Here is a 15,628-nt window from a genome sequence, read left to right as displayed (position 1 = left end):
CCACGCCCGCCCCCGATGGCGGAAGCTGTCAGGTGTGACCCTGCGCGTGCTCACCGCCGTCCCATCGCGCCCGCTTCATGTCGACCCGGGGCAGATGGCCCTCGGCGGCCCTGCTCGCCTCCTTCAGAGGCGTCCCCTCGGCCCGGTAGTGGTCGAGCGCCCGCAGCTCGTGGCCGGGCAGCAGCGTGCCGTCCGCGCGGGTCACACGCCACCAGGGCACGGCCCCGCCGTACAGCGCCATCACGCGGCCCACCTGGCGCGGTCCGCCCTCCTCCAGCCACTCGGCGACGTCGCCGTAGGTCATGACCCGCCCCGGCGGAATCAGTTCCGCGACCTCAAGGACCCGCTCGGCGTACTCGGGCAGCTCGTCCGCGTAGTCCGCGCGGGCGTCCTGCGGCAGCCTCTCCTCGCTCATTCGCCCCATCCTGCACCACCCCACCGACAATGTGAGCGCCCCGCCACCGTGCGTATCCCTCGCCCGAAGGCGGCGCTTCCGGCAGACTGTCCGCCCCCGCGTTTGCACCCTGATGCCCCCGTGTGCCGGTGCGGCATGCCACCATCATGCGGGCGGTGACCGTTGATACGAGATCAAGAAGAGACGATGAAGCAGCAGGGTGTGCACCCCGAGGACGCGGAGGGCACCTCTGACGCTGCGTCGCGCCCTGACACCGGGCAGGCCGGCGAGCCGGCCGGGCGCCGCACCGGAGAGCCGCGCGGACACGAAGGCCGTCGCGACAGTGAAGACGACGGACGTCGCGACAGTGAAGACGGTGGTCGCCTCGACGGCGAGGACGGCGGTCGTCGTGACATGAACGACAGCGACGAGGTCCGGGCCGACGAGGTCGAGGGCGACGAACCGCTCCTCCCCGCGCGCGTGCACCGGCCCTCCGACCTCATGCGACTGCTGGTGGGCGTGCTCGCCGTCGTCGTGCTGCTGGGGATCGCCGCGTTCGCGCACGGCACCACCTCCGGCCTGGAACAGGACATCAACAAGGGCACCGGACAGGCGCCCGACCTGCTGATCAAGATCGCCGGGCTGGCGTCCAGCATCGCGATCCTCCTGGTCCCGGTCGCCTTCGCGATCGAACGCCTGATCAAACGGGACGGGCTGCGCATCGCCGACGGCGTGCTCGCGGCCGTCCTCGCGCACGGAGTGACCCTCGCCACCGACCTGTGGGTCGCCCGCGCCGCCCCGGACTCCATCCAGGACGCGCTCACCCAGCCCTCGCCCGGCGACGTCAACGCCCTCACCGACCCGGTGCACGGCTATCTGGCCCCGGTCATCGCGTACATGACGGCCGTCGGCATGTCCCGCAGACCCCGCTGGCGTGCGGTGCTGTGGATCGTGCTGATGCTGGACGCCTTCTCGATGCTCGTGACCGGCTACACGACACCGTTCTCGATCATCCTCACCGTCCTGATCGGCTGGAGCGTGGCCTACGGGACGCTCTACGCCGTCGGTTCGCCCAACGTGCGCCCCACCGGCAGGACACTCATGGCGCGCCTGCGCCACGTCGGCTTCCGCCCGGTGAGCGCGGCCCGCGAGGAGGCCTCGGACGCCTCCGACAGCGGCGACCGCGGCCGGCGCTACTTCGTCACCCTGGAGGACGGCCCACCCCTCGACGTCACCGTCGTCGACCGGGAACAGCAGGCCCAGGGCTTCTTCTACCGGGTGTGGCGCAACCTCACGCTGCGCGGCATCGCGACCCGGCGCAGTCTGCAGTCGCTGCGCCAGGCGCTGGAGCAGGAGGCCCTGCTCGCCTACGCCGCCATCGCCGCCGGCGCCAACGCGCCCAAGCTCATCGCCACCTCCGAGCTCGGCCCCGACGCCGTGATGCTGGTCTACGAGCACACCGGCGGGCGCACCCTGGACTCGGTCTCGGAAGAGGAGATCACCGACGAGTTGCTGCGCGGCACCTGGAGCCAGGTGAAGGCGCTGCACTCGCGGCGCATCGCGCACCGCAGGCTCGCGGGTGACGCGATTCTGGTGGATCGTTCCGGCAAGGTGATCATCACCGATCTGCGCGGCGGTGAGATCGCGGCCGGTGATCTGCTGCTGCGCATGGACGTCGCCCAGCTGATGACCACCCTGGCGCTCCGGGTGGGCGCCGAGCGTGCGGTGGCCTCCGCGGTCGGGGTGCTCGGCCCCGACACCGTCGCCGACTGTCTGCCCATGCTCCAGCCGATCGCTCTGACCCGCTCCACGCGCGCGACGCTGCGCCGGCTCGGCCGCGAGCGGGCCGAACGCGAGCGCGAGGCCGTGCTGGAGGCGTCCCGGCTCGCCAAGCAGGCCCGCCTGGAGGCTGCCGAGGGCGACTCCGGGCCCGTGCGCCTGGACAAGGAGGACAAGAAGGCCGTACGGGCGGAGGCGCGGGCCGAGAAGCGGGCCATCGACGATGCCCTGGAGGAGGCGCGCGAGGAGGACCTGCTGACGCAGATCCGGCACCAGGTGCTGCGCATCCGTCCGCAGGCGCCGGTCGAGCCGGTCCGGCTGGAGCGGGTGCGGCCACGCACGCTGATCAGCATCATCGCCGGTGCCATCGGCGCGTACTTCCTGCTGTCGCAGCTCACCCACATCGAGTTCGGCAAGCTCTTCGCCGAGGCCGAGTGGGGCTGGGTCGTCGCCGCGGTGCTGTTCTCGGCGCTGAGCTATGTCGCGGCCGCGATGAGTCTGCTGGGGTTCGTGCCGGAGCGGGTGCCGTTCCTGCGGACCGTGGGGGCGCAGGTCGCCGGATCGTTCGTGAAGATCGTGGCACCGGCAGCGGTCGGCGGCGTGGCCCTCAACACGCGCTTCCTGCAACGCGCGGGCGTGCGGCCCGGGCTCGCGGTGGCCAGTGTGGGCGCGTCGCAGCTGTTCGGCCTCGGCTGCCACATCCTGATGCTGCTGTCCTTCGGCTACCTGACCGGCACCGAGAAGACGCCGTCGCTGTCGCCGTCCCGGACCGTCATCGCGGGCCTGCTGACCGTGGCGGTGCTCGTGCTCGTGGTGACCTCGGTGCCCTTCCTGCGGAAATTCGTCGTCACGCGCGTGCGGTCGCTGTTCGCGGGTGTCGTGCCGCGCATGCTCGACGTGCTCCAGCGCCCGCAGAAGCTGGTCACCGGCATCGGCGGCATGCTGCTGCTCACCGCCTGCTTCGTGATGTGCCTCGACGCCTCCATCCGCGCCTTCGGCGACGAGTCGACGTCCATCAGCATCGCCAGCGTCGCGGTCGTCTTCCTGGCGGGCAACGCGCTCGGTTCCGCCGCCCCGACCCCCGGCGGTGTGGGCGCGGTCGAGGCGACCCTGACCGTCGGTCTGATCGCGGTCGGCCTGCCCAAGGAGGTCGCGGCCCCCGCGGTCCTGCTGTTCCGGCTGCTGACGCTGTGGCTGCCGGTGCTGCCGGGGTGGCTGGCGTTCAACCAGCTCACGAGGAAGGGCGCGCTGTAGCGGGCGCCCGCACAGTGCCCGCGGCGACACCGCGCGGGCCGTGTCGCACATAGGGCGCCAGGTGTCGCACGGCGGGCGGGAATTCGTCGGACAGGCCCCCTGGTGCGCGTGCCCCGCGCGGCGGCGTCCCTCGTACGGCCCGTGCCCCGCGCGGCTCACCCCGCCCGGCCGCACGATGGGATCATGCCGAAGTCCTGCCGCCTGCGCGCCGCCGCGCTGACCGCCACCGCTGTGCTGCTCTCCTCCGTGCTGGCGGGATGCGGTGACGGCGACAAGGACGCGGACCTGACGGCCCAGGAGCTGAGCTGGGAGGACTGTCCGGCGCCCTCCCAGGCCGAGGGCGGCGGAGGCTCCCCGTCCCCGCTGCCCGACGGCGACGAGTGGCAGTGCGCCACCATGAAGGCACCCCTCGACTGGGACGATCCGAAGGGCGACACGATCGGTCTGGCGCTGATCAGGGCGAAGACGACCGGCGACAAGAGCGACCGGATCGGCTCACTCATCTTCAACTTCGGCGGACCGGGCGGCTCCGGCGTCTACACGCTGCCCGCCTTCGGCCCCGACTACGCCACGCTGCGCACCCGCTACGACGTGGTGAGCTTCGACCCGCGCGGCGTCGGCCGCAGCGTCCCCGTGACCTGCCTGAACGACCAGCAGCTCGACTCCTGGTTCCAGCAGGACGCCACCCCCGACGACGCCGCGGAGCGCACCGCGCTGCTGGACGGCACCAGGGACTTCAACGGCGCCTGCGAGCAGCACTCCGAGCGGATCATCCCCCACGTGCGCACCACCGACGCGGCCCGCGACATGGACCTGATGCGCCAGGTGCTCGGCGACGACAAGCTGTACTACTTCGGCATCTCCTACGGCACGGAACTCGGCGGCGTCTACGCCCATCTGTTCCCCGAGAACGTGGGCAGGGCCGTCTTCGACGCGGTGGTCGACCCCACTCAGACGTCCGAGCAGGGCGCCCTCGGCCAGGCACAGGGCTTCCAGCTGGCCCTGGAGAACTACGCCGAGGACTGCGTGAACAGGGTCGAGGAGTGCCCGGTCGGCGACAGCGTCCAGAACGTCCAGGACCGCATCGCCAAGCTGCTGAAGGACCTCGACACCAGCCCCATCCCCGGCGCCTTCCCGCGCGAGCTGACCCAGTCCGCGGCCACCAACGGCATCATCCAGGCCCTGTACTCCAAGGACCTGTGGGAGTTCCTCACCGAGGCGCTCGACCAGGCGTACGACGGGGACGGCCAGCTGCTGATGGTGCTGTCCGACTCGATGAACGGGCGCAGCACGAACGGCGAGTACAGCAACATCACCGCGGCGAACATCGCCATCAACTGCTCCGACGACAAGGCCCGTTACGGCGTGGGTTACGTACAGGCCAAGCTGCCCGAGTTCCGGGAGGCGTCGGCCCTGTTCGGCGACGCCCTGGCCTGGGGCATGGTCAGCTGCACCGACTGGGCGGTGCCGGGTGCCGCGGCCCACCCGGACGTCAGCGCTCCCGGTTCGGCGCCGATCCTCGTCGTGGGCAACACCGGTGACCCCGCGACACCGTACGAGGGGGCGCGGCGGATGGTGCAGGCGCTGGGCGCGGGGGTCGGGGTGGAGCTGACGTACAAGGGTCAGGGGCACGGGGCGTACGACAGCGGGAGCAAGTGCGTGCACAGCGCGGTGAACGGCTATCTGCTGGACGGGAAGGTGCCGGCGTCGGGAACGGTCTGTTCCTGACCGGTCACCGAGCCGCAACCGCAACAAAGCAGCAGGTCAAAGGGTTATCCACAGGGCTGGACGGACTTCACGCCCCCCGGCCTACCATGGCCTGACCGCCGTTCGCCCGCCGAAGCGCGGACGGCCAGGGAGGGGGACACGACATGCGCCGATACCTTCGGTGGGCCGCCGCCGCGAGCGCGGCGAGCGCACTGCTGCTGACGGGCTGCACCGACGGTGCGCCGGACAGCGGGAAGGGGAGCGGGGACGAGGACGGCAGGAACGGCACCCGGACCGGCGGCCCGGCGTCGCCCTCCGGACAGGCGCTGCCGTCCTCCCTGACCTCGCAGGAGCTGGACTGGGGCGAATGCCAGGAGACCCCCGACTCCCCCGCGCCCGGCGGCGACTGGCGGTGCGCGACGCTGGAGGTGCCGCTGGACTGGGCGAAGCCGGAGGGCAGGACCATCGGCCTCTCCCTGATCCGGTCCAAGGCCCGCGACGACGACCGCATCGGCTCTCTGGTGTTCAACTTCGGCGGGCCGGGCGGCTCCGGGGTGTCGACGATGCCCTCCTACGCCTCGATCGTTTCGTCCCTGCGGGAGCGCTACGACCTGGTCGGTTTCGACCCGCGCGGGGTGGGCGGCAGCGAGGGCGTCCGGTGCCGCGACGACAAGGACGTCCAGGCCGCCGAGTCGGTGGACATCACCCCGGACACACCCGACGAGGAGCGCGCCTTCCTGGCGGACGCGGCCGACTTCGGCCAGGACTGCGCCCGCACGACCGGCGAACTGCTGGCGCATGTGTCGACCACCGACACCGCACGGGACATGGACCTGATGCGTCATCTGCTCGGCGACGAGAAGCTGCACTACTTCGGCATCTCCTACGGCACCGAACTCGGCGGCGTCTACGCCCATCTGTTCCCCGAGAACGTGGGCCGGATGGTCCTGGACGCGGTCGTCGACCCCTCCGCGGACGCCGTCGGGCACGCCGAGAACCAGGCCCAGGGCTTCCAGCGCGCGCTCGACGACTACCTGAAGTCCACGGGCGAGGACCCCGAGGAGGGCACGGCCACGATCGCGGCGCTCCTGAAGCGGCTCGACACCGATCCGCTGCCGGCCGCGCCCGGCCGCGAGCTGACGCAGAGCCTGGCGGTCACCGGCATAGTGCTGCCGCTGTACAGCAAGGACAGCTGGCCGAGCCTGACGAGCGCCCTCGAAGCGGCCGAGGCGGGCGACGGCTCCGAACTCCTCAGCCTGGCCGACTCCTACAACGAGCGGGACAGCTCGGGCCACTACGGCACGACGACCCACGCCCAGCGGGTCATCTCCTGCCTCGACGACAAGCAGCGCCCGACGCCCGACGAGGCGAGAAGGTCCCTGCCGCGGTTCGAACGGCTCTCCCCCGTCTTCGGACCCCTCCTCGGCTGGGACACGGCCGGCTGGTGCCACGACTGGCCCGTGCCCGGTCAGCACGACACCCCGGAGGTGTCCGCGCCCGGCGCTCCCCCGATCCTCGCGATCGGCAACACCGGCGACCCCGCCACCCCGTACGAAGGCGCCCGCCGCATGGCCGACGAACTCGGCAAGGACGTCGGCGTGGTCCTGACCTGGCAGGGCGAGGGCCACGGCGCCTACGGCAGCGGCAGCACCTGCGTCGACTCGGCGGTCGACACCTACCTCCTCAAGGGCACGCCACCGCAGGACGGCAAGGTCTGCCCATGAGGCCGCCGGGGCGGCCGGGCGAATTTCCACCCGAAGACGGAAGCCCGCGGCATCCGAACTGTGCGGAGCCACGGGCTTCCAGGGCCGTGCAGGTCAATCGGGCCGGGTCAGTAGACCGGCTTCTCGGGTTCGATCTGGTTGACCCAGCCGATCACGCCGCCGCCGACGTGGACGGCGTCGGCGAAGCCCGCGGACTTCAGGACCGCGAGGACTTCCGCACTGCGGACGCCCGTCTTGCAGTGCAGGACGATCTTCTTGTCCTGGGGGAGGGTCTCCAGGGCGGTGCCGAGGAGGAACTCGTTCTTCGGGATCAGCTTGGCGCCCGGGATGGAGACGATCTCGTACTCGTTCTGCTCGCGGACGTCGATGATCTCGATGTTCTCGTCCTCGTCGATCCACTCCTTGAGCTGCTTGGGAGTGATCGTCGAACCGAGAGCCGCCTCCTGGGCCTCCTCGGACACGACGCCGCAGAAGGCCTCGTAGTCGATGAGCTCGGTGACGGTCGGGTTCTCGCCGCAGACCGCGCAGCCCGGGTCCTTGCGGACCTTGACCTGGCGGTACTGCATCTCCAGGGCGTCGTAGATCATCAGGCGGCCGACCAGCGGCTCGCCGATGCCCGCGAGGAGCTTGATGGCCTCGTTGACCTGGATGGAGCCGATGGACGCGCACAGCACGCCCAGGACACCGCCCTCGGCGCAGGAGGGGACCATGCCCGGCGGCGGGGGCTCCGGGTAGAGGCAGCGGTAGCAGGGGCCGTGCTCGGACCAGAACACGGAGGCCTGGCCGTCGAAGCGGTAGATCGAGCCCCAGACGTACGGCTTGTTCAGCAGCACGCACGCGTCGTTGACCAGGTAGCGGGTGGCGAAGTTGTCCGTGCCGTCCACGATGAGGTCGTACTGGCTGAAGATGTCCATCACGTTCTCGGCCTCAAGCCGCTCCTCGTGAAGGATCACGTTCACGTACGGGTTGATGCCCTTGACGCTGTCACGCGCGGACTCGGCCTTGGAGCGGCCGATGTCGGCCTGGCTGTGGATGATCTGGCGCTGGAGGTTGGACTCGTCGACCTCGTCGAACTCCACGATGCCGAGGGTGCCCACGCCCGCGGCGGCCAAGTACATCAGTGCCGGCGAGCCCAGGCCGCCGGCGCCCACACAGAGCACCTTGGCGTTCTTCAGCCGCTTCTGCCCGTCCATCCCCACGTCGGGGATGATCAGGTGGCGGGAGTACCTGCGGACCTCGTCTACGGTGAGCTCGGCAGCCGGCTCGACCAGGGGTGGCAGCGACACGGGGACTCCGTTGGTCGGTCAATCACTACAGTTGTTCTCCCCGTAACACTGCCATGGGCTCTTTCATTCCGAGACACCCGTTCCGATCCGCGAGACGATTTCGTCCCAGTAGCCGGGCATGGCCGCCCAAGGATCGGTCTCGCCGCCCCGGTCCGTGCGGTCGGTGAACCAGATCGTGGCCGCGCCCTGCCAGCGCGCGATGCGCAGCGCTTCGTCGAGATGGCCGCCCGGCACACTGTGGACGAGATGGCAGAACCGCTCGGGAGGATAGTCCGCGGTCCACTCCGCCGCCTGCGACCAGCGGTAGTCCGTCCACGGGCCGGAGAAGGTCACCAACTGGTCGGCGGACTCGGCGTATCCGGGATACGGGTGAGTGCCGTGACCGAGGACGAGATGGGGAGCCTCGGCCATCCCTCGCAGGGCGGTGACCATCCGTCGGACACCGGGCAGGTCGGCGCGCTCGGTGGGGCAGCGGTCGAGCACGAAGCCGTCGACCCGGTACCAGTCCAGATAGCGCTGTGCGTCGGAGATCACATCGGGGAACGAACGGACCCCGTATCTGGTGTCCAGGCGGCCGAGGAGCCGCACGCCCGCGGTGCGCAGTCGGCCCGCGGCTTCGAGGCAGTGCGGGTCGCGGCGCACTCCGGGCCCGTCGGCGACGTCGAGGACGGCCCAGTGCACGGGCGTGCCGGGACGGGTGAGCTCGCCCCACTCCGCCGGGGCCAGCAACGGGTGGGCATAGCCGGGGATGCCCAGGCCGGTGCGGACATCGGTGCTCGCGCTGCCCGTCCTGGTGCTGGTCAGATGCGGCATGCCGCCTCCATCCAGATATCCGCGAGGGACTCCTCCAGGTTGATACGGGGCCGCCAGCCGAGCCGGTCGCGCGCGGTGCGGACGTCGGCCTGCTGCCAGCTGCCGCAGCCGTCCGGGTACGGATAGGCGACGGGTGCCACATGACCCGAGTGGTCGGCGTCGCCGCGCGGGTGGCCGATGGCCGGCCGCAGGGCGCCGGGCGGGCCGTCGAGTTCGTGCAGGGCCCCGCCGTAGCCGGCCACGCGGGCGAGCACGGCCGCCGCGTCGCGCAGCCGCACGGCCCGTCCCGAGCCGATGTTGATCACGCCCTGGGCCGCCGACAGCGAGGCCGCGTGCACCGCCCGCGCCACGTCGCGTACGTCGATGAAGTCGCGCTGGACGCCCAGGCCGCCGAGTTTGAGCTCGCCGTCGCCGGACTGCATGGCCCGGCGCATGGCCTCGGCGAGCCGGCCGAGGGGCGACCCGGCCGGGGTGCCGGGGCCGGCCGGTGAGAAGACGCGCAGCACGACGGCGTCGAGGCCGGAACCGAGGACGAGTTCGGTGGCGGCGAGTTTGCTGACGCCGTACGGGCCGCCGGGCCGCGGGACGGCATCCTCCGCGGTGGACGACCCGGGCTGGCTGGGGCCGTACTCGGCGCCGCAGCCGATCTGCACCAGGCGGGCGCCGCAGCCGCTGCGGCGCAGGGCCTCGCAGACGGTGGCCACGGCGACGGTGTTGTGCCGGGTCAGCTCGCGGGCACCGCCGCGGGTGGCGCCCGCGCAGTTGATGACGACGCCGGGGTGGACCGCGTCCAGGAAGCGGGTGAGCGCTCCCGGGCTGCCGGAGGCGAGGTCGAAGCGGACATCGGCGTCGTCGCCGCGGCCGAGTGCGGTGAGCTGGACGGCCGGGTCGGCGAGCAGGCGGTCGGCGACGAAGCGGCCGAGGTAGCCGTTGGCTCCGATCAGCAGGACTCTCATCGCGCGGCTCCCGGGGTGTGCGCGCCGACTGTGCCGTCGACTCCGGCGACCCCGGCGAGTCGGGCCGCTCCGACGGCTCCGGTCACGCCGGTGGCTCCGGGGGCTCCGGGGGCTCCGGGGGCTCCGGGGGCTCCGGGGGCTCCGGGGGCTCCGGATCGGGAGGTGGTCATCTGGTCTTCTCCTTCACGGGGGAGGTGCGAGTTCGGGTGCTCTCGGCGGCGCGGCCCACGGTCGCAAAGGCCCGCCCGGTCACGGCCGCACCCGTGCTCACGGCGGGACGGCGACAGGGCGCCACGGTTCACGGCGCCCTCGTTCACGGCGCCCTCGTTCACGGCGGCACGCTTCACCGCGCCACGCTTCACGCCGGCACGCTTCACCGCGCCCTCGTTCACGGCGGCACGCTTCACCGCGCCACGCTTCACGGCGGCACGCTTCACCGCGCCACCGCTCGGCACGCCAGCGCTCGGCAGGTCACGGCCGCTCACCGCGACGCCACCGGTTCGGCGTGCGCCGAGGCGAGCGTCAGCGTGCGCCCGGCGTGGATCAGCAGGGTCAGCGCACCGGCCGCGCAGATCAGGGCCGGTGCGCTGCCGGGTCCCCACGCGGACACGAGTTCCTCCACCGGTACGGAGAGGAAGCCGCACCCGGGCAGGCGCCCGGCGAAAACAGTGCCCAGGGCCGCGCCCTCGGCGGCGGCGCAGGCGGTCAGCACCGCCGCCGGCGCGTGGGTGAAGCCGTGCGCGGCCAGCAGCCGGGCGAGCAGCAGGAGCCCGCCGAGGCTGAGGATCTGGGCGTATCCCACGGCTTCGTCCAGGACCTCCCCGCACAGCACGAGCAGGGCGGCCAGCGCGCCCAGGAACAGGGCGAACGAGCCGAGCAGCAGCGGCCGTACGGCGGAGGCGAACTCCTCCAGACCGCGGCTGGCGGTGAGTCTGCGCCGGGCCTCGGCGGCGAAGAGGTGCGCGCACCAGGCGCCCGGGGCGCAGGCCAGGGCAAGGGCCAGGAGGGAGGCGGTGGCCAGCGGCCAGGGTCCGTCGTACGCGCCGTTCGGCAGGGTGTCGGGGCCGCCGGTGACGGTGGAACGGAGCAGTCCGTCGCCGAGGGCGGCGTAGCCGACGAGCCAGCCGGTCCAGACGCCGGTGACGGGCCGGGGGGCTGAACGGGGCCGGTGGACGCGTAAGGGCCCACGGCCGGCGGCGAAGCGCACGCCCAGGACCAGGGCGAGCACTCCTGCCACGGCCACGAGGAGCCGCGACTGCCCGTCGGTCAGCCGCAGCCCGGCCACCGCCGCCGTGCACAGCGCACCGGGCACCAGGGCACGCAGGGCCCAGCCGGCGCGGGCCGCCGGGAGCGCGGGGACTTTGACGGCGCGTGCCCGGGTGTCCGCGTCGCGCGGGACCCGGGCGTACATCTCCTCCGCGAGGGAGAAGACGTCCCGGTGCCTGAACCGCGCGGCGGTCCGGTCGGTGACCCCGTGGGCCTCCAGCCCGGCGGCGATCTCCAAGGGGTCCACGGCCCGCTCGCACAGTTCCCGGTGACGGTGCATCAGCGCCTTCACCGGGTCGGCGGCACCCCGCCGAGCAGCGGACCGCCGACCCCCGCCACCGGCCGTCCCGCCCTCGGCCTCGCGACCGCCACCGCCTGTGGGACCACCGTCCCCGCCCACGGCCTCACGCCCCCCACCGACCGTGAAGCCGCCGACCTCCTCGTCACCGACCGCGAGACGACCGCCCCCCGCCGAGCGGCCACCCGCCGTAGAGCCACCATCCGTGAAGCGACCATCCATGAGTCCCTCCGAGGGGCCGCCCTCCGAGAGACCGGCGTCCGAGAGGCCGGCGTCCGAGCAGTCACCGTCCGAGCGGTCACCCGCCGCAAGGCCCGTATCCGCAAGGCCCGCGTCCGCAAGGCCCGCATTCGCAAGGCCCGCATCCGTGAGCCCCCCGCCCACCCACCGCTCCGACCGCTCGTCCCAACCCCCCGCGGCGCCCGGCATCCCCAAGCGCTCCCGTTCGCGTCCGTCCACCCCGCTCACCGCGCTCCCTCCGGCGCCGGCACAGCGGCACCCCGCACGACGGCACCCCGCGCGACGGCACCTCGCACGGCACCACCCCGTGGCGCACCTCGGCCCGCGCCCGGCGCCGTGGCCCGTACGGGCGGGCCGGCCGCCCAGCCGGGCACGGGTGGGAGGGCCGGCGCGGGCCAGCGGCCGGGAACACGGGCCTCGGCGGGCACGGCGAAGGGCAGCGGCTCCCCCGCCCCGTCGAGGACGACCCTTCGGACCGGGCACTGCGCCACGATGTCCAGGTAAATGCCGTGAAATGCCTCGACGCATCGCTCGACGGTGAACAGTTCCAGCGCCCGAGCGCGCGCGGCGGCGCCCAGGCGCGCGCGCCGCTCGGGGTCGCGCAGCAGGGCCACGCACGCCTGCGCGAGCGCCCGCGGATTGCGCGGCGGCACCACGAGCCCCGTGCCGCCGATGACCTCCACGACCGCGCCGACGTCGGTCGACACGGTCACCCGGCCGCAGAGCATCGCCTGGACGAGGCCGAGCGGGAATCCCTCGACGACGCTGGAGAGGACGACCACGGCACCGGAGGCGTACGCGTCGGCGAGGTCCGGGACGTCCGGCTCACCGACCTCCTCGAAGGAGACGGGATTGTCGCCGACCGTGTGGGGCCCGTCGGCCTCGTCGGGGAAGAGCTGTGCGGCCAGGCCCCGGCAGTGGGCGAGGTAGGCGGCGCCGTCGGCCCCGGCGGCCGTGCCGATCACCCGCAGCCGGGTCTTCGGCTGCTCCCGGCGGACCTCGGCGAAGGCGTGCAGCAGGGAGACGAGGTCCTTGGTGGGCTCGACGCGGCCGACCCAGACCAGCGTGTCGGGGTCCGCGCTCTCGGGCGCCTCCCCGACCTCGGCGAACCGTTCCGCGTCCAGGCCCGGGTGGACCGTGCGCAGCTTGGCCCGGTCGGCGCCACAGTGTTCCTGCCAGCGGCGGACATGGCTGTTGCCGTGGGTGACATAGGCGGCGCGCCGGTAGGTCTCGGCGGCGAGCCGGCCGTGGAAGGCGGCGAGCAGGGCCCGGACGACGGGGGCCTCGTGCGCGCCGGTGGCGAGGTAGTGGCTGCGCAGCCGCACCCCGTACTCGGTCACCAGCAGCGGCACCCCGCACAGGTGATGGGCGAGCAGCCCCGGCAGGGCGGCGGGGCCTCCGGACGCCGCGTGGCACAGGTCGACCGCGCCGAGCGCCTCGTCCTCGTACCAGCGCAACGACAGGGGACGCAGGGCGTGTTCCAGGTGCGCGGCGGCGGCCAGCAGGTCGGGCACCCGGGCCTCGTGGGCGGCGCGCGGGGCGCCCGGCGCGCGACAGGCGCGTTCCAGGGCGCGTACGGCGGTCTCGGAGCGCAGGGCCGCCACCAGGCCGCCCTCGTCGCGGGCGAGTTCGGCGAGACCGTACAACGCGCTGGCGAAACGGTCCGCCTCGGCGGTGGAAGGCTGTGGCGACGCCGCCTCGGCGCTCGCCGCGCACAGGGCGGCGGCCAGCTCGCCGTAACAGTCGCTGAAGCGCCGCCGGGCCCGTCGGCCGTAGGTCACCCCGTCCTCGTCGGCCATCCACAGCGGGGCCGTCCGCACCCGGCTGACCTGCGGCGGCAGCGCGATCCAGCCCTCGTCCTCCTGGTGTTCGTCGCGGCTGAGCGCGTACACGTGGAACTCGTGGCGGTCGAGTCCGCGCACCAGGCGGTCGCACCAGAGCCTGGCGTCACCGTTCACATACGGATAGCCACTTTCGGTCAGCAGTCCGATGCGCACGAGTGCACCCCCGATCTCCCGTATCAGGAGCCGCCGTTGACCCGGCGGCTCGCAGCGGGACGAACGTAAGGGGACAAGGCGGTGGTGCGACGGACGGTTGTCCGTCACACCACCAAAAGGGGTGAACGGTCGTAACTTTCGCGTGCGGGTGGCGTTCTGTCGCGCTAAGAGATCACTTGCCTACGGATCGTCACCGCGCCACCCGGTCGGTCAACTCTTCGGGTAGGCCCAGGGGTTGGGCCGGCAGTGCACGCCGTCGTGGTCCAGGAACTTGGTCTGCTGCTGCATGACGGGCGCGAGATCGCCGTCCTTGTCGCAGGTCACGTGATGGAACCCGAGCCGGTGGCCGACCTCGTGGTTGATCAGCATCTGCCGGTAGGCGTGGATCTCGTCGCCGTACGTCTTCGAACCCTGCGCCCAGCGATAGGCGTTGATCATCACGCGCTCGGTGGAGGCGGAGTCGCAGGAGACGTTGTCCTCGGTCGTGTCCAGGCCGGACTTGGCGCACCAGTCCGCGGTGGTGCCGGGGCTGGCCAGGGTGATCACGAAGTCGGGCTCTCCGGAGTGGATGCGCTCGAAGGTGCGGCCGCCGCCGTGCGCCCAACTGCGTTCGTCGTTCAGCGTCTTGTACACGGCCTGCGCGAACAGCTCGCCGTCCAGCCCCAGTCCCTGCTCGACGTCCACGCGATAGGTGAACTTCTGCCCCTTGCCGGGCGCCTTGTCGATGCCGGGGATGGCGTCGAACTTCCCCGGACCGGCGAGCGACGGCGCCAGCGCGTACTTCTCGCCCATCTTCTGCTCGTACGTCAGCGGCACCACGCGCGGCGGCGTGCCGGGCGTCGGCCGTCCGTCGCCGCGCGAGGCGGAGTCGTGCACGCCCCGGTCCGGGCCGGCGGCGGACTGGGCGCCCACGTTGGACTCCTCGCCGCGCTCGGTCACCTGGGCGGTCACGACGACGGCCAGCACGGTGGTCACCGCCGCGGCCGCGATCCCGGTGAACGCCTTCCCCTTGCCGACCTTGCGGACCGGCTGCTGGTCGTCGTCCGTCCCGGCGGGCGGCCGGGTGTCCCACTGGGTGACAAAGGCGTACGGGTCCTCGTCCGCGGAGGTCTTACGGCGCCCGGGGACACTCCCGCCCTCGTCGAACGCGGAGACGTAGTCCTGCCGCGGCCCGACGGGCGGCGCCTGCCGCTGCCGGGGCAACGCGGTTGCGGCCCCGGCCCCAGCTGCGGCCGCACCCCTCAACTCCCCCCAGCCACCGCCGGTTTCCCGCTGCTCGGGATGCCCACCACGCACCTGCGGCGTGCCATGAGCGGGCGTGCCGTCGAAGAGGGGCGTGCCATGGGCAGGGGTGCCGTCGGGCAAACGCGGGACCCCGTGTGCGGGAGTGCCGTCGGGAAAGCGCGGGACACCACGCGTGGGAGTGCCATCAGAAGCACGCGGCACCCCGTGCGCAGGCGTGCCATCCGGGAAGCGGGGAACCCCGTGGGCGGGAGTGCCGTCAGGCAAACGAGGTACGCCACGTGCAGGCGTGCCGTCAGGCAAACGAGGTACCCCGTGCGCGGGAGTGCCATCAGGAGCACGCGGCATCCCACGCGCAGGCGTGCCATCGGCGAACCGCGGCACTCCATGCGCAGGCGTCCCGTCGAAGCGAGGCGCCCCCTGCACAGGCCCCTGCCCCCCGAAGCCGGGCGGGCGCCCGGCCGACTGCCAGGCCCGGACCTGCTCGGGCGACGGCACCCCGGGAACGCGCGGGTCGCCCGAAGGCAGCCGTGGATCGCCCGCAGCACGCGGTCCTTCGGCAGGCCGCGCCTCTTGAGGCGCGCCCGGGCCCTCAGCGGAGCGCGAGCCCCCCAGGATCCGCCGAGCCCCGTCGCCCTTCGGCGCGGGTCCCCGGCGGCTGTGGCGTCCCAC

The 15,628-nt window shown here is 72.8% G+C and carries 10 protein-coding genes; 3 read left to right on the top strand and 7 right to left on the bottom strand.

Features of this window, described 5'->3' with window-relative positions; genetic code table 11:
• Positions 1-28: 28 nt before the first annotated feature.
• Entirely contained in the window at positions 29-415 is a 387-nt protein-coding gene (locus ABZZ79_RS04315) for an MGMT family protein (protein WP_356686309.1), read from the bottom strand.
• A gap of 186 nt (positions 416-601) precedes the next feature.
• On the opposite strand from ABZZ79_RS04315, the gene ABZZ79_RS04310 reads away from it, so the two are divergent.
• The 3 genes from ABZZ79_RS04310 to ABZZ79_RS04300 all read left to right on the top strand — a co-directional run bounded on the left by ABZZ79_RS04310 (position 602) and on the right by ABZZ79_RS04300 (position 6,858).
• Complete coding sequence (locus ABZZ79_RS04310; protein WP_356686307.1) at positions 602-3,427, top strand: lysylphosphatidylglycerol synthase domain-containing protein; 2,826 nt, start codon at positions 602-604, stop codon at positions 3,425-3,427.
• Between the two features lie 183 nt (positions 3,428-3,610).
• Complete coding sequence (locus ABZZ79_RS04305) at positions 3,611-5,155, top strand: alpha/beta fold hydrolase (RefSeq protein ID WP_356686305.1); 1,545 nt, start codon at positions 3,611-3,613, stop codon at positions 5,153-5,155.
• Positions 5,156-5,298: 143 nt separating this feature from the next.
• Positions 5,299-6,858, top strand: coding sequence for an alpha/beta hydrolase (locus tag ABZZ79_RS04300; protein WP_356686303.1), 1,560 nt, complete (start codon positions 5,299-5,301; stop codon positions 6,856-6,858).
• A 107-nt stretch (positions 6,859-6,965) separates the two neighbouring features.
• On the opposite strand, the gene moeZ is transcribed toward ABZZ79_RS04300, so the two are convergent.
• The 6 genes from moeZ to ABZZ79_RS04270 all read right to left on the bottom strand — a co-directional run bounded on the left by moeZ (position 6,966) and on the right by ABZZ79_RS04270 (position 15,628).
• A complete protein-coding gene (gene moeZ / locus ABZZ79_RS04295) occupies positions 6,966-8,144 on the bottom strand; it encodes an adenylyltransferase/sulfurtransferase MoeZ (protein ID WP_356686301.1) in 1,179 nt (392 codons plus the stop codon).
• A gap of 63 nt (positions 8,145-8,207) precedes the next feature.
• A complete protein-coding gene (locus tag ABZZ79_RS04290; protein WP_356686299.1) occupies positions 8,208-8,957 on the bottom strand; it encodes a spherulation-specific family 4 protein in 750 nt (249 codons plus the stop codon).
• Positions 8,945-9,913, bottom strand: a complete 969-nt coding sequence (locus tag ABZZ79_RS04285) for an NAD-dependent epimerase/dehydratase family protein (RefSeq protein ID WP_356686297.1) — start codon at positions 9,911-9,913, stop codon at positions 8,945-8,947. Before ABZZ79_RS04285 ends, ABZZ79_RS04290 begins: the two co-directional genes overlap by 13 nt.
• A gap of 481 nt (positions 9,914-10,394) precedes the next feature.
• Positions 10,395-11,579 (bottom strand): hypothetical protein, encoded by a 1,185-nt coding sequence (locus ABZZ79_RS04280; RefSeq protein ID WP_356686667.1) that lies wholly within the window; start codon positions 11,577-11,579, stop codon positions 10,395-10,397.
• A gap of 362 nt (positions 11,580-11,941) precedes the next feature.
• On the bottom strand, positions 11,942-13,714 hold the full coding sequence (locus tag ABZZ79_RS04275) for a DUF3492 domain-containing protein (RefSeq protein ID WP_356686295.1): 1,773 nt from the start codon (positions 13,712-13,714) through the stop codon (positions 11,942-11,944).
• A 210-nt stretch (positions 13,715-13,924) separates the two neighbouring features.
• Positions 13,925-15,628 carry a DUF3152 domain-containing protein gene (locus ABZZ79_RS04270; RefSeq protein ID WP_356686293.1) on the bottom strand — a complete coding sequence of 568 codons (1,704 nt, stop codon included), beginning with the start codon at positions 15,626-15,628 and terminating at the stop codon, positions 13,925-13,927.

It is taken from the genome of Streptomyces sp. NPDC006458 (assembly GCF_040612135.1).
GTDB lineage: Bacteria > Actinomycetota > Actinomycetes > Streptomycetales > Streptomycetaceae > Streptomyces.
This window is presented reverse-complemented; position numbering and strand designations above follow the sequence as displayed.

Coding starts and splice junctions, on each gene's coding strand:
- ABZZ79_RS04315 (WP_356686309.1), bottom strand. CDS start 415: ATGAGCGAGGAGAGGCTGCCGCAGGACGCCCGCGCGGACTACGCGGAC.
- ABZZ79_RS04310 (WP_356686307.1), top strand. CDS start 602: ATGAAGCAGCAGGGTGTGCACCCCGAGGACGCGGAGGGCACCTCTGAC.
- ABZZ79_RS04305 (WP_356686305.1), top strand. CDS start 3,611: ATGCCGAAGTCCTGCCGCCTGCGCGCCGCCGCGCTGACCGCCACCGCT.
- ABZZ79_RS04300 (WP_356686303.1), top strand. CDS start 5,299: ATGCGCCGATACCTTCGGTGGGCCGCCGCCGCGAGCGCGGCGAGCGCA.
- ABZZ79_RS04290 (WP_356686299.1), bottom strand. CDS start 8,957: ATGCCGCATCTGACCAGCACCAGGACGGGCAGCGCGAGCACCGATGTC.
- ABZZ79_RS04285 (WP_356686297.1), bottom strand. CDS start 9,913: ATGAGAGTCCTGCTGATCGGAGCCAACGGCTACCTCGGCCGCTTCGTC.